The organism is Paeniglutamicibacter sp. GQ140 (assembly GCF_059759235.1).
In genome coordinates this window covers 170,428-190,360 of record NZ_JCAXDW010000003.1, presented here as the reverse complement: position 1 = coordinate 190,360, position 19,933 = coordinate 170,428, and the positions used below count along the sequence as shown (strand labels likewise).

At 64.1% G+C, this 19,933-nt stretch carries 19 protein-coding genes; 5 read left to right on the top strand and 14 right to left on the bottom strand.

Going from position 1 to position 19,933, the window contains the following annotated elements; genetic code table 11:
* Positions 1 to 25: 25 nt before the first annotated feature.
* The 5 genes from AC6CHY_RS05730 to AC6CHY_RS05710 form a co-directional block, all read right to left on the bottom strand.
* On the bottom strand, positions 26 to 934 hold the full coding sequence (locus AC6CHY_RS05730; RefSeq protein WP_498225947.1) for a GNAT family N-acetyltransferase: 909 nt from the start codon (positions 932 to 934) through the stop codon (positions 26 to 28).
* The gene (gene ispG, locus AC6CHY_RS05725) at positions 888 to 2,033 is read right to left on the bottom strand and encodes a flavodoxin-dependent (E)-4-hydroxy-3-methylbut-2-enyl-diphosphate synthase (RefSeq protein ID WP_407611138.1); all 1,146 of its coding nucleotides are present in this window, start codon (positions 2,031 to 2,033) and stop codon (positions 888 to 890) included. Before ispG ends, AC6CHY_RS05730 begins: the two co-directional genes overlap by 47 nt.
* A gap of 165 nt (positions 2,034 to 2,198) precedes the next feature.
* Positions 2,199 to 2,489: a YciI family protein gene (locus AC6CHY_RS05720; protein WP_498225946.1), complete on the bottom strand. Its 291-nt coding sequence runs from the start codon at positions 2,487 to 2,489 to the stop codon at positions 2,199 to 2,201.
* A 10-nt stretch (positions 2,490 to 2,499) separates the two neighbouring features.
* Complete coding sequence (locus AC6CHY_RS05715; RefSeq protein ID WP_498225944.1) at positions 2,500 to 2,973, bottom strand: hypothetical protein; 474 nt, start codon at positions 2,971 to 2,973, stop codon at positions 2,500 to 2,502.
* A 223-nt stretch (positions 2,974 to 3,196) separates the two neighbouring features.
* Entirely contained in the window at positions 3,197 to 3,682 is a 486-nt protein-coding gene (locus tag AC6CHY_RS05710) for a septum formation family protein (protein ID WP_498225943.1), read from the bottom strand.
* Between the two features lie 648 nt (positions 3,683 to 4,330).
* On the opposite strand from AC6CHY_RS05710, the gene AC6CHY_RS05705 reads away from it, so the two are divergent.
* Genes AC6CHY_RS05705 through AC6CHY_RS05695 form a run of 3 tightly spaced genes read left to right on the top strand, consistent with a single transcriptional unit; the run spans position 4,331 to position 7,111 of the window.
* Entirely contained in the window at positions 4,331 to 5,719 is a 1,389-nt protein-coding gene (locus tag AC6CHY_RS05705) for an amino acid permease (protein ID WP_498226202.1), read from the top strand.
* Entirely contained in the window at positions 5,716 to 6,153 is a 438-nt protein-coding gene (locus tag AC6CHY_RS05700; protein ID WP_498225941.1) for an LLM class flavin-dependent oxidoreductase, read from the top strand. Before AC6CHY_RS05705 ends, AC6CHY_RS05700 begins: the two co-directional genes overlap by 4 nt.
* A complete protein-coding gene (locus AC6CHY_RS05695; protein WP_498225939.1) occupies positions 6,134 to 7,111 on the top strand; it encodes an NtaA/DmoA family FMN-dependent monooxygenase in 978 nt (325 codons plus the stop codon). The genes AC6CHY_RS05700 and AC6CHY_RS05695 overlap by 20 nt, the downstream gene beginning before the upstream one ends.
* A gap of 330 nt (positions 7,112 to 7,441) precedes the next feature.
* Here AC6CHY_RS05695 and AC6CHY_RS05690 read toward each other — a convergent pair whose 3' ends face one another.
* The 8 genes from AC6CHY_RS05690 to AC6CHY_RS05655 form a co-directional block, all read right to left on the bottom strand.
* Positions 7,442 to 7,855, bottom strand: a complete 414-nt coding sequence (locus AC6CHY_RS05690) for a hypothetical protein (RefSeq protein ID WP_498225937.1) — start codon at positions 7,853 to 7,855, stop codon at positions 7,442 to 7,444.
* Positions 7,856 to 7,959: 104 nt separating this feature from the next.
* Positions 7,960 to 9,924 carry a hypothetical protein gene (locus AC6CHY_RS05685; protein WP_498225935.1) on the bottom strand — a complete coding sequence of 655 codons (1,965 nt, stop codon included), beginning with the start codon at positions 9,922 to 9,924 and terminating at the stop codon, positions 7,960 to 7,962.
* A 232-nt stretch (positions 9,925 to 10,156) separates the two neighbouring features.
* A complete protein-coding gene (locus AC6CHY_RS05680; protein ID WP_498225934.1) occupies positions 10,157 to 10,471 on the bottom strand; it encodes a pyrophosphorylase in 315 nt (104 codons plus the stop codon).
* Positions 10,472 to 10,909: 438 nt separating this feature from the next.
* A complete protein-coding gene (locus AC6CHY_RS05675; RefSeq protein WP_498226200.1) occupies positions 10,910 to 12,292 on the bottom strand; it encodes a M50 family metallopeptidase in 1,383 nt (460 codons plus the stop codon).
* Positions 12,286 to 13,536 carry a 1-deoxy-D-xylulose-5-phosphate reductoisomerase gene (gene dxr / locus AC6CHY_RS05670; RefSeq protein ID WP_498225933.1) on the bottom strand — a complete coding sequence of 417 codons (1,251 nt, stop codon included), beginning with the start codon at positions 13,534 to 13,536 and terminating at the stop codon, positions 12,286 to 12,288. The genes AC6CHY_RS05675 and dxr overlap by 7 nt, the downstream gene beginning before the upstream one ends.
* 141 nt (positions 13,537 to 13,677) lie before the next feature.
* Positions 13,678 to 15,288, bottom strand: coding sequence for a tripartite tricarboxylate transporter permease (locus AC6CHY_RS05665; protein ID WP_498226198.1), 1,611 nt, complete (start codon positions 15,286 to 15,288; stop codon positions 13,678 to 13,680).
* 21 nt (positions 15,289 to 15,309) lie between these two features.
* Entirely contained in the window at positions 15,310 to 15,813 is a 504-nt protein-coding gene (locus tag AC6CHY_RS05660) for a tripartite tricarboxylate transporter TctB family protein (protein WP_498225931.1), read from the bottom strand.
* The gene (locus AC6CHY_RS05655) at positions 15,810 to 16,817 is read right to left on the bottom strand and encodes a Bug family tripartite tricarboxylate transporter substrate binding protein (RefSeq protein ID WP_217389629.1); all 1,008 of its coding nucleotides are present in this window, start codon (positions 16,815 to 16,817) and stop codon (positions 15,810 to 15,812) included. Before AC6CHY_RS05655 ends, AC6CHY_RS05660 begins: the two co-directional genes overlap by 4 nt.
* Before the next feature lie 258 nt (positions 16,818 to 17,075).
* On the opposite strand from AC6CHY_RS05655, the gene AC6CHY_RS05650 reads away from it, so the two are divergent.
* Positions 17,076 to 18,650, top strand: coding sequence for a sensor histidine kinase (locus AC6CHY_RS05650; protein WP_498226197.1), 1,575 nt, complete (start codon positions 17,076 to 17,078; stop codon positions 18,648 to 18,650).
* A complete protein-coding gene (locus AC6CHY_RS05645) occupies positions 18,647 to 19,312 on the top strand; it encodes a response regulator (protein WP_217389630.1) in 666 nt (221 codons plus the stop codon). The genes AC6CHY_RS05650 and AC6CHY_RS05645 overlap by 4 nt, the downstream gene beginning before the upstream one ends.
* Positions 19,313 to 19,323: 11 nt before the next feature.
* Here AC6CHY_RS05645 and AC6CHY_RS05640 read toward each other — a convergent pair whose 3' ends face one another.
* The gene (locus AC6CHY_RS05640; RefSeq protein WP_217389636.1) at positions 19,324 to 19,854 is read right to left on the bottom strand and encodes a MaoC family dehydratase; all 531 of its coding nucleotides are present in this window, start codon (positions 19,852 to 19,854) and stop codon (positions 19,324 to 19,326) included.
* Positions 19,855 to 19,933: the final 79 nt, after the last annotated feature.

Genomic DNA, 19,933 nt, shown 5'->3' with positions numbered 1-19,933 from the left:
GGATTGCCGGCAACCGCCGGGCGGGTCAGAAAAGGATGGTGGCGAACTCCCCGACCTCTTCGAAACCGACCTTGCGATAGGTGGCAAGGGCCGGGGCGTTGTAGTCGTTGACATAGAGGCTGGTGGTGGGGGCCAGGCGCAGGGCGTAGTCGGCGACCGCCGCCATGTAGCCCGCGGCCTTCCCGTTGCCGCGGTGCCCGGGGTTCATCCAAACACCCTGGATCTGCGTGGCGCGGGTGGTGACGGTGCCCAGCTCTGCCTTGAAGCGGATCTCGCCGTTCGGATCGAGGGAAATGAGCGAATGCCCCGAATGGATCAGCGAACGGACCCGGGAGCGGTAGAACGATCCCCCGTTGACCAGGGGCGAGTAGCCCAGCTCCTCCTCGAACATCAGGGCGCAGGCGGGCAGGACCAGGTCGTACTCCCCCGAATGGCTGGCCCGCAGGGATGCATCCGGCTCAATGGCGGGGGCGCCGGAAAGCGTCATCAGCGGCTGGTTGGGCCGCACGCTGAAGGCCTGCTGCGGCCCGTCGACGAGAACCTTCCACATCCCCATGACCGCCTCGGCGGGGCCGAAGCAGGAGGCAAAGGAGCGGTTGAGCGATTTCACCACGTGGCCGAATTCCTCGGCGTCCCCGGCGGTGACGTTGATGGGGACAATGTTGGCCCCGACCCAGCAGGCCGAGACCAGCAGTTCGCCGTCGAACCTGCCCACGATGAGCGAGCCGCCCAGCCCGGGCCGGGCCGAGCCGGTGACCGCCAGCTGCGCATCCATGAAGATATTGGCAACGGGGTCGGAGGAAACGAGGGCGCGGAGAGCCGCGGTATCCGCATCGTCCAGGACACGGATACTTGCGGAGAGCGACTCTCCGGCGCCCGGGTTGCGTCTAGCTGACGGTAACCACGGGGCCACCTTGGACAGGATTTTCTCCATCCACGTCCCCCATTTCCTCGGCGATGCGCATCGCCTCTTCAATCAGTGTCTCAACAATCTGGTCTTCGGGCACCGTCTTGATGACTTCGCCCTTCACAAAGATCTGGCCCTTGCCGTTGCCCGAGGCCACGCCGAGGTCAGCCTCGCGGGCCTCGCCGGGTCCGTTGACGACGCAGCCCATGACTGCCACGCGCAGCGGGACCTCGAGGCCCTCCAGCCCGGCGGTGACCTGGTCGGCGAGCGTGTACACGTCGACCTGGGCACGGCCGCAGGACGGGCAGGAAACGATTTCGAGCTTGCGCGGGCGCAGGTTCAGCGACTGCAGGATCTGCGCGCCGACCTTGACCTCCTCGACCGGCGGGGCCGAGAGAGAGACGCGGATGGTGTCGCCGATGCCCTTGGAGAGCAGCGCGCCAAAGGCCGTGGCCGACTTGATGGTGCCCTGGAAGGCGGGCCCGGCCTCGGTGACGCCCAGGTGCAGCGGCCAGTCGCCGCGTTCGGCCAACAGCTCGTAGGCGCGGACCATGACCACGGGGTCGTTGTGCTTGACCGAGATCTTGAAGTCGTGGAAGTCGTGTTCCTCGAAGAGCGAGGCTTCCCAGACCGCGGATTCGACCAGCGCCTCCGGGGTTGCCTTGCCGTACTTCTCCATCAGGCGCGGGTCCAGGGACCCGGCATTGACGCCGATGCGGATCGAGGTGCCGGCTGCCTTGGCGGCCTCGGCGATCTGCTTGACCTGGTCGTCGAACTTGCGGATGTTGCCCGGGTTCACTCGGACCGCGGCGCAGCCTGCGTCGATGGCGGCGAAGACGTACTTCGGCTGGAAGTGGATGTCGGCGATCACGGGGATCTGCGACTTCTTCGCGATGATCGGCAGCGCCAGCGCATCGTCGGCCGACGGGCAGGCAACGCGCACGATGTCGCAGCCGGTGGCGGTGAGCTCGGCGATCTGCTGCAGCGTTGCGTTGATGTCGGTGGTCGGCGTCGTGGTCATCGACTGGATGCTGACCGGGCTGTCGGAACCAACACCGACGGAGCCGACCTTGATCTGTCGGGTCTTGCGTCGCGGTGCGAGGACAGGGGGTGGCGTCGATGGCATGCCGAGGCTGACCGGGATCGAGGTCAAGATTTCCTCCGAGGTGTTGAGAATGGAAGCTTTTTCCATTATCCCCCCGCGATCCGGCAACCGGGGCCGTAATCTCGCAGGGCGAAGCCGGATGCGCGGCCACGGCGGCAAAGTGCCGTGATCACGCGGGTTTGCTACCTAGGCGTGGTGACTGAGCTCACCTGTGACCGGGCTCCATTCGGTGATCCGCAGCACCGCAACGGCGCCGTTGATTGCGAACGGGTCGTCCTTCAGGGTTTCGGCGAGCGCGGCCTGGCTGGGCGCGGACAACAGCAACAGGGCGCCGGATCCGTCGACGTAGGGGCCGGAGGCGACCAGGGCGATCTCGCCGGCCAATCCGGACAGGAACTCGCGGTGCCCGGGACGGTGCTCGTCACGGACGGCATCGGATCCGGCGGCGTAGACATATTCAACTGCGAAAACACTCATGGGCAACAGCCTAACCGGTGCGTTGGGCAATTCTGATGCTTAATACGACACACTGGTGCCGGTGATCCGTAACCACGGCGCCACTGTGGCGACTCCGAAACCAGCGGCCCGACCGGCCTTGGCCGGACGGAGATTTCCAGCGAACAACCAATGGTGCCCATGGGTTGGGCCATGGAGCTTCAGGGGACTCGCGGGGGTCGAGAAGCCAACGAAGCGAGGGAACCTGGCGGAAGAGCACGGGGTTGTTGCGCAGCACGTCCAGGTCGGAGACGAGTACGCCGTCGGCGGGCATCACCGCGAGCGAACCGATGATCAGCCAGGAGCGGTAGATGGCTTCCTCGGGGGCGAACCGGGAAATGCTGTCGTCACGCAAGGAGCCGACACCGGTCCCACCCACGCACGGGTCGAGCGCGTTCAGTCCAGCGTGGGAAACGGCCGAATGGCCGGTCAGGGCAGCCGGAACAGACGGGGATGCCTGGGTCACCTTGAGCGTCGCGTGTTTCCTGATCTGGCGTGGCCTGAAGTGGGGTAATTTCTTACCCGGACCTGAAACCCTTCTCGGTCCCAGTCACGCGCCAAGAAACCAAGGGTCCGGACACCGATTAGCAGTCTTCCAGCCAGCGACTTTCCCGGAAATCCGCAATTCTGACTCATCCCACCGCGTTGCCATGTCCAGACCCTTGGAGTCCAAGAGTGCTTAGCCCGGGCTAGGCCTTGCTGCCCTTGAGGGAGCCGGTGGTCATTGCGCCCGAAGGATCCCCGATCAGGCACTGAACGATCCTGTCGCCGTCCGCCCAGCTTTCATTGGTGGGCTGCATGACCGTGAAATCGAGCTCGGAGTCATCATATGCGACTCCCACGAAGGAGCTGAACGCGTTAATGCAGCTCGTCTCCGCCAGCTCATCCATGGCCTCGACGGTGTCGGGGAACTTCTCTAGATCGATGGTGAATTCGTGGAAGACCTCAAGGGAGTGCGGCTTTTCGCAAGGTACCACTGGGACCCGGTCCAGTTCACCTTCACCGGGATCGTTGAGGCAATCGCCGAGGCGAATGGAGAACGCGTCCGCGTTGACTTCGTCGCTGATCTTTCCGGCTACGTCACGGGGGGCCTCTTTGGCTGGGATGAGTGAACAGCTGCTCATAGCCAAAAGTCCGATAGTGAGCCACACCCCGGCGATGGTCGACCTGATCATTATTTGTCCTTCTCGCGATGGAATTTATGAATTGATTCTAGTGGTCAAAGATCTATTATGTCCCGTCAAATTCGTGTATATCAAGAAAAGTCGATCGCTGTTCTTTGCACAGGTCTAAATAAATTTTCGAGCCGGGGGGCGCAGATGCGGTAGGTCCCGTTTGCGTTGATGTCCGCTTCGCGGTGGATTCCCCCGGCCGAACCGGCGGCATCTGGACGGGCCATCGTGGTGACCGGGAACCACGATCGTAAGGCCGTTCCGTGCCGCAATGCTCAGATTTCTGCTGTATGTCGCGCGGATTGAATGCGGGGACAGTGCAGTCCTGACCACTTCCCTGCGTCACACAGAGAGGAATTGTCCCACGATCTGAACGCGGCGTTGCTAAACAAACCAAACATGACTTTTCAGGCGGCTCACGAAAGGTGTTGAATAGGAAACATTTGATTCACATAAAGCAATATGACGACAGGCATCCTGAGTGAATTATCCGCGCCACCTAGCGTGGAATGCGCAATTATTAGCCACTTGCTCGGAGCACCAGATATGCAGCCAGATTCAGCGACCATTACCTCTGGACAAAGAGAGGTTTCCGGTTCCGATCCGGGTACGCAAGAATCCAAGGCCCAAGCGACGGATCCACCCTCCGGATTGCACCGAAGCATGGGACCCCGCCACCTCATCATGATCGCGATGGGTGGGGTGATTGGCTCAGGGCTTTTTCTCAGTTCGGGCTACACCATCGCCCACGCCGGTCCGCTGGGGGCCGTTTTGGCGTATCTCGTGGGCGCGTTCGTGGTGTATTTGGTGATGTCTTGCCTGGGTGAACTGGCGGTTGCCTACCCTGTGGCGGGAGCCTTTCACATTTACGCAGCCAGGTCTATTGGACCGGCAACAGGGTTCACGACCGCGTGGCTCTATTGGCTGTGCTGGGCCGTTGCGCTTGGCTCGGAGTTTACCGCCAGCGGCCTGCTGATGCAGCGATGGTTCCCGGACGTGGAGGTTTGGGTGTGGTGCTTGGTGTTTGCCGTTCTGGTGTTTGGGTTCAACGCTTTCTCCGCGCGTCTCTTCGGTGAAGCAGAATTCTGGCTGTCCCTGGTCAAGGTGGCAACGATTGTCGCCTTGATCGTCTTTGGTGGTGCCGCCTTGCTGGGATTTCGACCGTTGGCAACCGACAGTGGAACGCCACTGCTGCTGAATAACTTCGTCACGAACGAAGGCTTGTTCCCCCAAGGCTTCTCCGGCGTCCTCGTCACCACCCTTGCGGTTTTTTATGCCTTCTCAGGGTCGGAACTCATTGGTGTTGCCGCTGGCGAAACTAAAGATCCGGCACACTCGATTCCCAAGGCGTTGCGGGCCACGGTATTTAGGCTGTTGATTTTCTTTGTTGGTGCCATTACCGTCATCGCAGCCACCGTGCCCTATGGCAACGTGGGACTGGATGAAAGTCCGTTCGTGACGGTTTTTGGCAGCCTCGGCATTCCCTACGCGGCCGACATCATGAACTTCGTCATCATCACTGCCTTGTTGTCCGCGGGCAACAGCGGACTCTATTCCTGCGCCCGTATGTTGTTTTCTTTAGCTGATGAGGGCCACGCACCGAAGGTGTTTAAAGGGCTCACCCGTCGCGGTGTTCCGTTGATAGCCCTGAGCGTCAGCATGCTGGGTGGGCTTGCCTCGCTTTTCTGCAGCGTCATGGCAGCCGAATCTGTTTATCTGGTCTTGGTTTCTATTGCGGGTTTCGCGGTGGTTGGCGTGTGGATGTCCATTTCCGCTTCGCACTTCTTTCACCGCAGAAACTTCGTCCGCCTCGGCGGGGATGTCTCCGCCTTGGCCTACAAATCACCGATCTACCCCGTGGTCCCAATTCTTGCCTTCACCCTGTGCCTGATCTCGGTCATCGGGCTCGCCTTTGACCCAAACCAGGTAGCTGCGCTTTACTTCGGCGTCCCGTTTGTCGGCGCCTGCTACCTGTTCTTTTACATCCGCCATGGTCGCCGTTCCGCGGCCAGCTTGAAAGAAAGCCCCATGTCTCGATGAACGCTTCAACTCCATCCCCACTTCTCTTTTCCCTTTACGAACAAGCAAGCGTCGGTTGCGGTGGTGCACCAAGCCTTTGGACTCACCCGCTGGACGATCGTCTGCAGGTAAATTCTCTGGATCGATGGAAAAACGTTGCCATCACCGCCGAACAGGCAAATCTCGACGCGCTCTTCTTTGCAGACGTGTTGGGCCTCTATGACGTCTACGGCGGTTCCGCCGATGCGGCGCTCAGCTGGGCCGTGGAGGCCCCGGCGAATGACCCATTCGTTTATGTACCCGCTTTGGCCGCGCTGACCGAGCGTCTTTCGTTTGTGATTACAGCGTCGACGACTTACGAACACCCGTTCGCGCTTGCCCGTCGATTCGGCACCTTGGTGCCATCTCAGCAACGGCCGCATTGGCTGGAACATTGTGACCTCGTATCTTTCTAGCGCGGCACGCAATTTCGGCATGGAAGAAATGCTCGAGCACGCCGATCGGTACGAGCGGGCCGATGAATTTATGGACGTCATCTACAAGCTTCTTGAAGGTAGCTGGGCCGCGGATGCTGTGGTTGGAAACAAGGCGGAACGGATTTATGCCCGTCCGGGTTCGGTCCAACCCATCAGCCACGTCGGCTCGCACTTCCGGGTGGATGGGCCATCATTAACATCCCCGTCAGTACAGCGAACACCGGCCCCATTCCAAGCCGGCTGGTCACCACGCGGTCGCGAGTTCGCGGCTAAACACGCTGAAATGGTGCTGCTTCCGAAGAAGGATCCGAACGAAATCGCCACCGGTTTGGCAGACATTCATCGGCGTGCAGCCGAAAGAGGACGACCCGAGGGCGAGATTCGATCGATGGCCTTGGCCAGAATCATCACCGCGCCCACGGCTATCGAGGCTCAAAATAAATACGACGATCTGCAAAGCAACTACCATCTGGAGGCACAGCTGGTTAGCTATGCCGGGGACACGGGCATCGACCTGAGCAAGTATGCCGATAACGAACCACTCACCACGGATTCCAACGGCCTGACGTCCTACGTCGTTAAGGGTGCTCCGACGGATAGGCCACTGACCGCCGGAGACGTTCGCCGGAAGTTCGAAAACGTCACCCGCGGCACAGACTTGCTATTCATTGGGACGCCAGCGGAGGTTGCACGCCAGATTCAAGAACATGCGGCAACCTCTGGTCTCGATGGATACATGATCAATCCCTTGGTGAGCCCGGGATCGCTCAACGATTTCGTTGAATTTGTGGTTCCGGAGCTTACCAAGCGCGGGCTCTACGATTCCGAACCGAAGTCGGGGACGTTGCGCTCCAGGCTCCGCAAGGACAAAACAGATCAGCTGTCGTCAACGTCGTACGGGGCATCGTTCCGGCAAACGGTGAGCCAATCCCGCTAAGTCCCGCGGGCTGGTTTGCCGCGGAGTTGAGTGGTCGTTGAGGTCCCAAGGGTCTGGACATGGCTCATCCCACCGCGTTGCCATGTCCAGACCTCTGAGGCACCTCGGGCGATAAAAACCTCAGGGTAAAAAAATCGGTCGGTGCACCTTCACTTTTGGTGAAGCTACACCGACCGATTCTTTGTCAGCTCAATAAGTCCGAAAACGGACTACATTGATTATTTGGCTACGGCGTTGTTGACCTTGAGCTCGCGGTTCAATGGAATGTCGGCCCCCAAAGACTGAGGAAGCTGAGGGCACCCAACGAACGCTTACCGTCGCCATCAATGCCTAAAAGTCATCACCCGGATCCACACCCTCCGGCAGCGTAAAGCAGGCAGACCCCGATGCAATGCGGATCGTTCCGGGCTCGAATATCCCGATGATGTAGCTTTCTGCGGCGTCTCGTGAGCGCAATTGCACCCGATAGTCTCCAACGATGTCCAGATCGGATTTGATGGCGAAGGGGCCATCCCGGTAATGCGCCTCAATCGCCTTCAAGATAGGTTCTCCCTCGGTCCCCTTTTTTAAGGTGACGGTGGTTGAGCCGTCCCAAGTATGTTTTTTCTCGGAGCAACTAAACAAGACCCCGGTCTCCCTTTGATCGATCTTGGTAACCTTGTCTTCGGGAATCAGGTCGGCGATTTCCAGCTCCATTGCCTGGGCCTTGGCCTTGGCCTCCTGCCACGTCAGTTCACTCTCCACAGGGGTATTCCCTTCGGTCTCGGTCGTACTTTTCGGCGCCCCTGGTGTGCACCCGGTAAGCGCCGCCAACAGAATCAACGCGGCAGCAGTGAATCGTGTCCGGATCATTTCATTACCCACTTAACCATGTCGAAGCGTGCCTCGAGATTGCCTTGGCCCTCGGGGTCGGCCCTCTGGATTTCACTGTGGTCGTCAACCGGATCACCTTCACCGTCAGGCCTAGTGTAGAAATTGTTAGTAAACGCCTCTTGAGTCCTCGGTATCTTACCGTCCCAGACCAACCCTTTCCTTTGCGCCCACAGCAAGGCATCGCGCTCATACACGAGATTCGTGTACTCGGTGTCCTCGTCCGGAACCCACTTTTCGTGCATCCCGGCCCCGGACAAAGAAGTGGACTTGTCCCACTTGGCACCGAAGATCTCGGAACTCGACAGGTTCTGATACCCCCAGCTATGACCAAACCCAATCTGCTGGGCGTTTTGAAGCAACGGATCTGACTGTATTCCCCGTTGGAAGGCTGCCAGTTGCCGTCCGGCATCCAAACCGCGATCTGGATCGTTCGCCTCCAGAAGACGGAAGAAGTCAGTCCCCCCGTCGTACGAGTCTTCCCCAGCGAATTGCCCGTCCTTGTACACGAATGCGACGGTGTCCGGGACCGCGCCCACCAACTCGATTGGGATTTGTTGGGGGCCATTATCATAAAAACTTTTTGGGTTCGTAAACGTTCCCGGAACATAGGTAATCGTCCGTTCGGTATCCTCATCCGGGGCGCCAATCATCTGAACGATTCGGGACTTGTCGCGGTCATACAAATACAGCTGCCTGTCCCCGGACTCGACCTTTTTCAGGTAGTTGATCTCACTAATAAGGAATGCCTGACGATCCGGATACTGACTACCTAGCGGGCTGGCCTTGGAGAATTCCTGAAGCATTTTCAGCTCTTTCTCGGCGGCCTGGATATCTGATGACACCGCCAACTTGTTCGCATACACGCGAGATAACGCCGGGATCCCGTCCAGCGACCCGAACACCCTCGGTGCGGCCCCGAGTAGCTCCGCTTGCAGTGTTGTGACCGTGAACTCAACCTTTTGATTCAGTCTGATCACCTGGTCGGGACCTTGTAGGCCATCCCACCACACGGCAATCCGTTCCGCAGGTACCGACTGCAATGCCTCATCCCACCCGGGGATCTTCGCCTGGGCCCGGATCTGTTCGGGTGTCGCGGTGGACAGGAAGTTCATCAACGCCTCCCCGGATCGGCTGGCCGGGACCAACGCCAACACCAGGCTGTCGGTGGATAGATTCAGTGCCCCACCTGGTAGGTCCGTTCCTTCGCCGGCGTTGCGGAACGCGTCCGCGATCTTGACCAGATATCTGGCGTCCTCATCATTATCCTCGAAAAACCGGGTGAACCCGTCCTGGAGCGCGCTATCGCCGACCATGCCTCGTCGCGTCCACGTGCACACGTCTCGAAAAGTGCCCAGTGCAGCCACCACGGAATCACACACCGGTCTGGCATCCACGTCTTGGGCCCGGAACACCGTCGCGGCACGGGTCAGCGCATCGGGGATCGCGGAACTCGTTCCACCCGCGCCCACACCTAATATCCAGCCACGGACCTCTTGCGGTATCGGATCAACAGCAACCCTCGGCGGCATCGTCTTATCTCGCAGCCAGTCAGAGAAGGAATAACCGAGAATCGTTTGCGCGTCCCTACTCTCCGCTTGGTGTAGCCATGGCTCTGATTCCTGGAATTCAAGGAACTCGATCTCCTTGAGCCGTGCACGGGCTCTATCCTGGGCACGATTCATTTCGTCGCGGGCAGTATCGGCTTGCCGCTTGACCGATTTCACGCCCTCGGCCAGATCTTCAACCGCACGGAACAGAGCTACACGGGCCCTCTTCTGGGCCTCATGGTTCTCAGCGAACAAACCCGAGTACGTCCCGCTGAACTGATCCAACGCCTCACCGAACACAGACCCTCGTTGAACAACCTGCGCAGAGAGCTTCCCGTACGCCGCGTCACACTTCGCGATGAGTGCATCGGCTACTCCATGATCAAAATTCATTCAACATCCTCTACGACCAGCACGCCGCCAGCGCACGACGGGGATAATCAACCAAAAACTAAGACAACAAAGCACAGGCAAGGTACAGCAACGAGCCCGGCAACCTGGATGACGAGCGGGCGGCTCATTGCCATCACGCTGCGGATACGACGACAAGTCGCTACGCAGCGCACCGGGTCTGCCACTCACGTTAGTGAGTAAGGCAGACCGGCCCGCGCGTCACCAATTGTGGTTATGCGCCGCCACCAGCGGTAAAGATGTCCTGCGAGATCTTCTGCAGCTGGTTCCGCAATGCTTCGAGTTCGCTACGCGCCTTGCCCAACGCGGCCCTGGTTTCTGGCCAAGTCGAGGAACGGAACGTCTTCGCCAGCGGGCCATCCCAGACGTTCGGGTCGGACAAGATGCGCCCTTGGTTATCCAGTGCTGTCATCTGGTCGGTGCATCCACCGTTCACGATGCCTTGAATCTGCTGGATTAAATGCTTCGCCCGCTCGGTAGACCAAACCCGTGACATAAAAACCCCTTCGACAATAGACGGTCCGGCCATGTGCGTTGTCTCCCTCAAGAGCACAACGCACGCAAGGTCACATAGTAAAAAGGGCCATCCTGACCACCCCATCAGCAGGTTATCACAAAAGCCTTTACAAATACCTCTGTCATGGATCCTGCAGGCTGGAGAGTGCGCACCGCATTCGACCCGAGTAGGAGGCCAGTGGTGTCTTCCATGGTTGAGAGGAGCTCCCTCCGGCAAGATTGAAGCTCGACCATCACCACGGCAGTCAATCGATGCCGAGATCCGCGAACGCATTCCCGCGGATCGTTTGCCCGACGAAGGAGAGCGCGGCGGGACGTTGCGGCTGCTGCGGGTAGCACCGATGCCACTGGCTACCCTGTCCGGCGACTCCCCCGGCGGTGCACGGCGAGGGGTCGCCCGCCACGCGGGGTGTCGGCCATGTGACGGGTCACGTTTCCAAACCTGCGGGCGTCAGCCGAAGATCGATACCGGCTTGACGATGTCTGCGTAGATCAGCACCGCACCCATCACCAGCATGCCCACCGCGACCACGTAGGTCAGCGGAAGCATCTTGGCGATGTCCACCGGCCCCGGATCGGGGCGGCGGAAGATCTTGGAGAAGAACCGGCGCACCGATTCGAAGAGTGCGCCGACGATGTGCCCGCCATCCAGCGGCAGCAGCGGGATCAGGTTGAAGACGAACAGCGCGATGTTCAGCCCGCCGATCAGTGAGATCAGGCTGGCGGCCTTGTCCGCGACCCCGATCTGCTCCATGGCGCTGATTTCCCCGGCAATGCGTCCCACGCCCACCACGGAGATCGGCCCGTTGGGGTCGCGCGGCGTATCGGAGAACGCGGCCTTGCCGACCGCTGCCACGCGGGCGGGCAGATCGAGCACCACGGCCGAGACCCCGGCGACCTGCTGGCCCACGGCCGGCAGGACGGCGGAAACCGGCTGCTGGATGTTCCGCACGTCCGAGCCCATGCCGATGAACCCGACGTCGACGGTCTCGGGCGTGCCGGAGGCGTCGGTGACGACCTGGCCCTGGTCGTTGATCACCGGGCGTTCGGTCTTGTAGGGGGTGATGGTGGTGGAGTGTTCCAAGCCGTCGCGCTGGTAGACCAACGGGACCGACTCGCCGGCGTGGCCGCGGATCGCCTGGGTCAGGCCCACCCAGTCGGTGGTGCCCACCGGCGCGCCGTCGAATGAAGTGATGACATCTCCCGGGCGCAGGCCGGCCGCATAGGCAGGGCCCGGTGCGTCGGAGGGCAGGCAGCCGTTGTTCACCGAGGAGTCGCGGGAGGATTCCTCGCCGAGCGGCACCACGCACTGGTAGACCTCGTCGACGGTGCTGGTCTGGGCGGGCATCCCGAAGCCGACGGTGACGATGCCGATCATGACCACGCCGATGAGCAGGTTCATCACCGGGCCGCCGAGCATGATGATGATGCGCTTGTACACCGGCAGCTTGTAGAACAGCCGGTTCTCATCCCCGGGTTGCAGCTGTTCGGCCGCCGCGTGCCTGGCCTCGTCGGCCATCTGCTGGAACATGCCGGTGGAGGACTTGCGCAGGATCGGGGCGTCGGTGGCGCCGACGAGCCCCTTGTTCCGCGCCGGCGGGTACATGCCGATCATGGAGATGTAGCCGCCCAGCGGGATGGCCTTGAACCCGTATTCGGTGTCCCCGCGCTTGAAGGACCACAGCGTCTTGCCGAAGCCGATCATGTATTGGGGCACACGCACGCCAAAGCGCTTGGCCGGGATCAGGTGCCCGACCTCATGCAGGCCGATGGACGCGCCGACGGCGATGACCATGATGACCACGCCGAGGATGAAAAGTAGAACGCTCACAATGATTCCAAACGCTTGGCGGCTTCGGTTCGTGCCCAGCTCTCGGCGGCGAGCACCGAGCCCAGGTCAAGGGTGCCGGGTTCCGGGTCGTAGCCCTGCAGGATCGCGTCGACCGTTTCGACGATGTCGGTGAAGCGGATGGCCCCGGCGTGGAACGCCTCGACCGCCTCCTCGTTCACGGCGTTGTACACGGCCATGTGGGTGGGCGAGGCGGCCGCGGCGGCCTTGGCCAGCTCGATGGCCGGGAACGCCGCCGCATCCAGCGGCTCGAAGGTCCAGGAGGCGGCGGTGGACCAGTCGCACGGGGCGGTGGCCGCAGGCACCCGGGCGGGCCAGCCGATGCCCAGCGCGATGGGCAGCGCCATGTCCGGCGGGGAGGCCTGGGCGATGGTGGAGCCGTCGATGAATTCGACCATGGAGTGCACGATGGACTGCGGGTGCACCACGGCCTCGATGCGATCCAGCGGCACATCGAAGAGCAGGTGCGCCTCGATGACCTCCAGGGCTTTGTTGACCATGGTGGCCGAGTTGGTGGTCACCACCTTGCCCATGTCCCAGGTCGGGTGGGCCAATGCCTGTTCGGGGGTGACCTCGCGCAGGGCCTCGCGGTCCCAGCCGCGGAAGGGCCCGCCGGAGGCGGTGACGACGAGCTTGTGCACCTCCTCGGGGGTGCCGGCGCGCAGTGCCTGGGCCAGGGCCGAGTGCTCGGAATCCACCGGGACCAGCTGTCCGGGGGCCGCCGCGTTCTTGACCAGCTGTCCCCCGACGATCAGCGACTCCTTGTTGGCCAGGGCCAGCAGGTGGCCTGCGTTCAGTGCCGCGAGGGTGGGGGCCAGGCCGATGGAGCCGGTGATGCCGTTGAGCACCACGTCCGCGTCCGGGAAGGAGGCAATCTGCGTTGCCGCGTCGGGCCCGGCGAAGAGCTGCGGGTCGTAGTCGTGCGCCCCGGCGGCGTCCTTGGCGGCTGCAAGGGCGGCGGACAGCGCGTCGATATCCGGGTGGGCGCAACCCACCGCAGCTGCCCTGGTCGCCACGGCCTGGGCGGCCAGCAGGGGCAGGTTGTGGCCGCCCGAAAGCGCCGCCACGGCAAACCTGTCGGGAGCCGCGGCGATGACCTCCAGGCCCTGGGTGCCGATGGACCCGGTGGAGCCGATCAGCGTGATGCGGCGGATCGTGCCGGGGAGCGGGGCGGTGAAGGCCGTGGCCGGGCGGGGGGCGGAAAACTGCGCATTGTTCACCTGACCCATTATGTCCGCTCTTCCTGTGCCTACCCAATGGGCCGCGGGCGCAACGTTGCGGTGCGCGCCGCCGCCCTTAACCGGGCGCGGCCCCCGTTTCCCTCCGGAGAAGGGGGAAACGGGGGCCGCGCGGGATTGCACGTGCCGCGGCTAGCGACGCGTCTTGCCGCCGTGGCGCGGGCCGTGGATGTCCATGACCTTCACCTCGGCGGGCTCGTCGGCCTCGACGGTGCCGGTCCCGGCGTCGGGCTCGACCACCACGGGCTCCACCAGCTCCTCGACCTCGGCTGCGGCCTTCGGGAACATGCGGCGCAGCACCTTGGCCAGCAGCGGCCAGAGCAGCACCAGGGCGATGATCGCGTAGACGACCACGGCGATCGGCTCGCTGAACAGACCGGCCGGGTCCCCGCCACTGAGCTGCAGGGACTTGCGCAGCTCCTCCTCGGCCCGGGGGCCAAGGATCACGCCGATGATCAGCGGCAGCACCGGGATGCCAAAGCGGCGCATCGCGAAGCCCAGCGTGCCCAGCACCAGAAGCAGGACCAGGTCGAAGGCCTGCAGGTTCACCGCGTAGGCGCCCAGCGTGGCAAAGAACAGGATGCCCGCGTAGAGGTATTGCCGCGGCAGCTGCAGCAGCTTGGCCCACAGCGGCGCCATGGGCAGGTTGACCAGCAGCAGCAGCGCGTTGCCGATGAACAGGCTGGCGATCAACGCCCACACCAGCTTCGGCTCCTCCTCGAAGAGCAGCGGGCCGGGCTGGACCCCCAGCTGCATGAGCGCCAGGAGCATGACCGCGGCGGTCGCGTTGGTCGGCAGGCCCAGGGCCAGCATCGGTGTCAGTGTGCCGGCGGCCGAGGCGTTGTTGGCCGCCTCGGGGCCCGCGACGCCCTCGATGGCGCCGTGGCCGAATTCCTCCGGGTGCTTCGAAAGCTTCTTCTCGGTGATGTAGGACAGGAACGTCGGGATCTCCGCGCCGCCGGCCGGCAGGGCGCCGAAGGGGAAGCCGTACGCGGTGCCGCGCAGCCAGGGCTTCCAGGAGCGCTTCCAGTCGGACTTGCCCATCCAGGGGCGTCCCACGGGAATCGTCTGGCTCCGGGTCTTGCGCAGGTGTGCGGCGATCCACAGTGCCTCGCCGATGGCGAAGATCGCCACGGCGACCACGACGATATCCAGCCCGTCGGCGAGCAGCGGCTGGCCGAAGACCAGCCGGCCCTGGCCGCTGACCGGGTCCAGGCCGACCAGGCCGATGGCCAGGCCCAGGCCGAGGGCGGCAAAGCCGCGCAGCTTGGAGGATCCCAGCACGGCGGTCACGGCAACCAGCGCCAGCAGCATGATCGCCAGGTAGCTCGGGTTGCCCAGGGACACGGCGAACTTCACCACCCAGGGGGCGATGGTGGCCAGCAGCGCGGTGCCGATGGTGCCGGCGACGAACGATCCGATCGCCGCGGTAGCCAGCGCCTGGGCGGCGCGGCCGGCCTTGGCCATCTTGTGGCCCTCGATGGCGGTGATGACCGTGGCGGACTCGCCGGGGGTGTTCAGCAGGATGGAGGTGGTCGAGCCGCCGAACATGCCGCCGTAGTAAATGCCGGCGAACATGATCATGGCGCTGGTGGGTTCCAGCCCGTAGGTCACCGGCAGCAGCAGCGCGATGGCCATGGCCGGGCCGATGCCCGGCAGCACGCCGATGGCGGTGCCCAGCAGCACGCCCATCACGGCGAAGAGCAGGTTGATGGGGGTCACCGCGGTGGCGAACCCCTGCATCAGCAGGTTGAATGTTTCCACTTAGAGCACTCCCTTGAGCAGGCCGACCGGCAGGTGGATGCCCAGCCCCAAATAAAAGCCGTAGAAGGTGCCCACGGCCAGGGCCACGGAAATCAGTCCGTCACGGATGTAGTTGCGCCCGCCCAGGGCCAGGACGCTGCCCCAGAAGAGGATAGTTCCGGAGATGGGCCAGCCCACCAGGTCGATGAAGAGGATGTTGAGAATGAAGACCAGCACCAGGGGAACGACGACCTTCCAGTCGATGGGCGTTCCGATCTCGATGTCCTCGCCGTCCTCCGGCTCCGCCGCTCCCCCGCGCAGGATGTTCACCGCGAGCAGGACGGCACAGACCAACAGCAGGGTCCCCACGATGTAGGGAACGGTCTTGGGACCCAGCCCGTCGGACTGCTGGTAGGGCACGTTCAGCCCCGCGGCATCGACCAGCACCATGGCCCCGACCGCCCCGAGCAGGGCCGCGAAGCCCAGCTCGGAGCGGTCCTTGAGCCAAACGGCTACTGGTTTCATGCCAATCCCAGGGCGGTCAGGACGTCGGAGACCCGCTTGTCCTGGTCGGTGAGGAAGCCGGCGAACTCGTCCCCGGTGATGAACGCGTCGGTCCAGCCGTTGGTCTTCAGTGCCGCCTTCCATTCCTCGGAGGCGTGCATCTTCTCCAGCGTGGCGATCCAGCGGGCCTTGGCCTCGTCGCTGATGCCCGGAGGGGCCACCAGGCCGCGCCAGTTGCTGAATTCCAGGTCGATGCCCGATTCCTTCAGGGTCGGGGCATCAACGCCCTCGAGGCGCTCGGCGCCGGAGGTGGCGAGCACGCGGACGTCGCCGGACTGGATCTGCTTGAGGAATTCCCCGGCACCGGAGGCCGCGAAGCCCAGCTTGTTGCCCAGGATCGCCGGCAGCAGGTCGCCGCCGCCGTCGTAGGAGACGTAGTTGACCTTTTTCGCGTCGATGCCCACGGCCTGGGCCAGCTGCATCGGCAGCAGGTGGTCGGGGCCGCCCGGCGAGGAGCCGCCGCCGACGGCCAGCTTGGACGGATCCTTCTTCCAGGCCGCGACGAGGTCCTCGATGGTCTTGTACGGGGAGTCCTTCGAGACCATGATGGCCCCCGGCTCCTGGATCAGCCGGGCGATCGGGGTGGTGTCGGTCAGCCGGGCGTCGGTGTCGTTGGTGTAGCTCGCGCCCACCACGCCCAGGCCCATGAGCATGCCCAGGTCGTTGTTGCCCTTTTCGTTCACGATGCGGGCCAGCCCCACGGTGCCGCCGGCGCCGGCAAGGTTGAAGACCTCCACCGACTTGGCGATCTCCGCTTCCTCCATGACCTTGGCGCCGACGCGGGCCGTGGTGTCGTAGCCGCCGCCGGGGCTGTTGGGGACCATGATGCGCAGGCCGGTCACCGGGCCGGATTCGGCCGCGCTGCCGGAGGCGCCGGCGTCGTTGCCGGTGACCCCGCAGCCGGTGGCGGCGAGCATGATGCCGGCGGCGACCGCTGCCAGCTTCAAGATATTGGTTCGTCCCATGGTGATTCCCATCTCAAATGCGAGTGAATGATGTGCACCACACTAGGCCGCCAGCAGGGCCGGGCAATTCTTGTGGTCGCAAAGAAAGTTGTGTACATAGTGTTCACGGTCACATTCGGCGCGGATGCCCGATGTCGGTAGAGTTCACGCCGATGGCATATGCCGGACCGGGCGATTGGCGCCGGGTGCGTCATGGCACGGAAAGGACCGCCGGTGTCCGGCCACTCCCCCGCCCCGCGTTGGGGCCGCACCGCCCGGCTGAGCCTCGCGGGCCAGTTCCTGGGACTGCAATTGCTGATCCTGCTCGCCGTCATGGCCGGGGTCCTTGCCATGTCCCTGGCCCAGGCCACCCAGACCTTTGAACGCGTCGAGTCCCGGCGCTCGCTGGCGGCTGCCGAAAACCTCGCAGCGACCCCGCTGGTGCGCGCCCTGCTGCCCGAGGCCAGGCCCCGCTTCGGCTCGGCCCTGCCCTCGATCACCGAGTCGGTGCGCTCGGTCTCCGGCAGCAGCGAGGCGGTGCTGGTCAACGCCGAGGGGACCGTGGTGACCGCCTCGAATCCCGCCCTGCTCGGGGAGAAGTTCCCGCTGGGCGAATCCGACGTCATGGAGGGCCGCGCCTGGACGGGGTCCACGCAGCGCGGCGGCATCAAGATGCTCGAGGCGCACGTCCCGGTGCTCGATGACGGCGGGCGGCTCGTGGGCTTCGCCGCCATGGGGCGCAGCTACCCCTCGCTGCTCGAACGCCTGCTGGAGGCCACCCCCAACCTGCTGGTCTACCTGGGGGTCTCGGTGGCCCTGGGCACGCTCGGCTCGCTCCTGCTCTCCCGCCGCGTCAAGCGCCAGACCCTGGGCCTGGAGCCGGCGGAAATCACCGGGCTGGTCGAACACCGCGAGGCCATCCTGCACGGCGTCAAGGAGGGCGTGGTGGCCATCGACCTGCGCGAACGCATCACCCTGGCCAACGACGCCGCCCGCCGGCTGCTGGGCTGGCCCGAGGACTGCGAGGGCCGGACCCTGGCGGACCTGTCCATCGACGCGGCCCTGCGCGAGGTGCTGACCATGAAGCAGGCCGAGGCGGACCGGCTGGTGCTGGTCGGCGAGCGCATGGTGGTGCTCAACCGCCGCCCCATGGAGGCGCGCGGCCGGCTGGTCGGCTCGGTGACCACGCTGCGCGACCGCACCGAGCTGACGACCCTGGAAAAGGAACTGGGGGCCACGCGCATGACCACCGAGACGCTGCGCGCCCAGACCCACGAGTTCGCCAACCAGCTGCACACCATCTCCGGGCTGATCCAGCTGGAGGAATACGACGAGGTGCTCTCCTATGTCAACGGGGTGAGCTTCAGCCGCACCCGGCTGCTGGACGACGTCACCCACCGCGTGGCAGACCCCACGGTGGCCGCGCTGCTTATTGCCAAGTCAGCGCTGGCCTCGGAGCGGGGCGTGGGCATCGACCTGGATCCTGCCTCGCAGCTGGGCCGGGTGGACGAGGCCCTCTCGCGGGACCTGACCACGGTGGTCGGCAACCTGGTGGACAACGCCATCGACGCGGTGGCAGGGCGACCCGACGCGCGGGTCAAGGTCCGGCTGGCCGAGGAGGGCCAGACGGTGGTGGTCACGGTGCACGACTCGGGCGAGGGCGTCGACGAGTCGAACGTTGCTAAGATCTTCGTGCAGGGCTACAGCACCAAGGCCTCCTCCTCCGAGGCGGGTCGCGGCTTCGGCCTGGCGCTGACCCGCCTGGTGTGCCTGCGCCGCGGCGGCGACGTCACGGTCGCCAACGACCAGGGGGCGGTCTTCACCGCCCGCCTGGGGAAAAGGGTTCAGCCATGATCAAGGTGCTCATCGTCGACGACGACTTCATGGTCGCGCGGATCCATTCGGGATTCGTGGCGCAGATGCCCGGCTTCGAGGTCGCGGGGGTCGCCCGCACCGGGGCCCAGGCCCTAGCCGAGGCCCGCCGGATCCAGCCCGATCTGGTGCTGCTGGACATCCACCTGCCCGATATCTACGGGCTGGAGCTGCTGGGCCAGTTGCGCGCGGAGGTCCCGGAGCTCGACGTGCTGGTGATCAGCGCCGCCCGCGAGGCCGAGACGGTGCGCCGGGCGCTGCGCGGGGGCATCGTGCACTACCTGATGAAGCCGTTCACCCAGGAGGACCTGCACCAGCGCCTGGAGCACTACCGGCGCACCTACCGTTCGCTGGGTTCGGCCGCCACCGCCGAGCAGTCCGACGTCGATGCGGTCTTCGGCATGGCCGGGGCCGACAGGCCGCTGCCCAAGGGCTGCGCGGCGGAAACCATGGAGCGGGTGCAGGCCATCCTGCGCGAGGCGGAGGCTGACCTCTCCGCGCTGGAGGTCGGCGAGATGCTGGGCCTGTCTCGGGTCAGCGCGCGGCGCTACCTGGAGTACCTCAACGAGGTCGGCCAGGCGCAGGTGAACCTGCGCTACGGCGGCGGGCGCCCGGAGCGCCGGTACAGCCGGCGCGGGGCCTAGCTGCGGGCCGGCTACAGCCAGTCGTCCTCGCCGAAGGTGCCGTTCTGCAGTTTTTGGTGGGCCTCGCGCGTGAACATCAGGCACACGCGCGTCGCCTCCGCCACCGTGATGCCGTCCTGGTTCTTGCCCACGTGGGCGAAGGTCGCCACCCCGAGCCCGGGCCGGGAGTTCGACGGGCGCAGGTCGACGATGTGCGTCTGGGTGTACAGCGTGTCCCCCGGGAAGAGTGGATGCGGGAAGCGCACGTCGGTCAGGCCCAGCTGGCCCATCAGCGTCCCCTGGGTCAGCTGCGAGACCGATTGGCCCACCATGGTGGCCAGGGTGAACATCGAGTTCATGACCCGCCGCCCGAAGGGCTGGGTCGCGGCGAAGGCGGCGTCCAGGTGCAGCGCCTGGGTGTTCATGCTCAGCGAGGTGAACAGGACGTTGTCCGCCTCCGTCATGGTGCGCCCCGGGGAGTGCACGTAGACCGCGTCGGCATCCAATTCCTCGAAGTACAGGCCCCGCTCGTGGATTTCCTTGACGTCGTCTCGCTCCGACATGTCCCTCACGCCCCTTGTCCTTGTGTGGGAATTTCCCCGCCGCCCGCCTCCCCTTCACGGGAGCGGTGCGGCGGAGAAA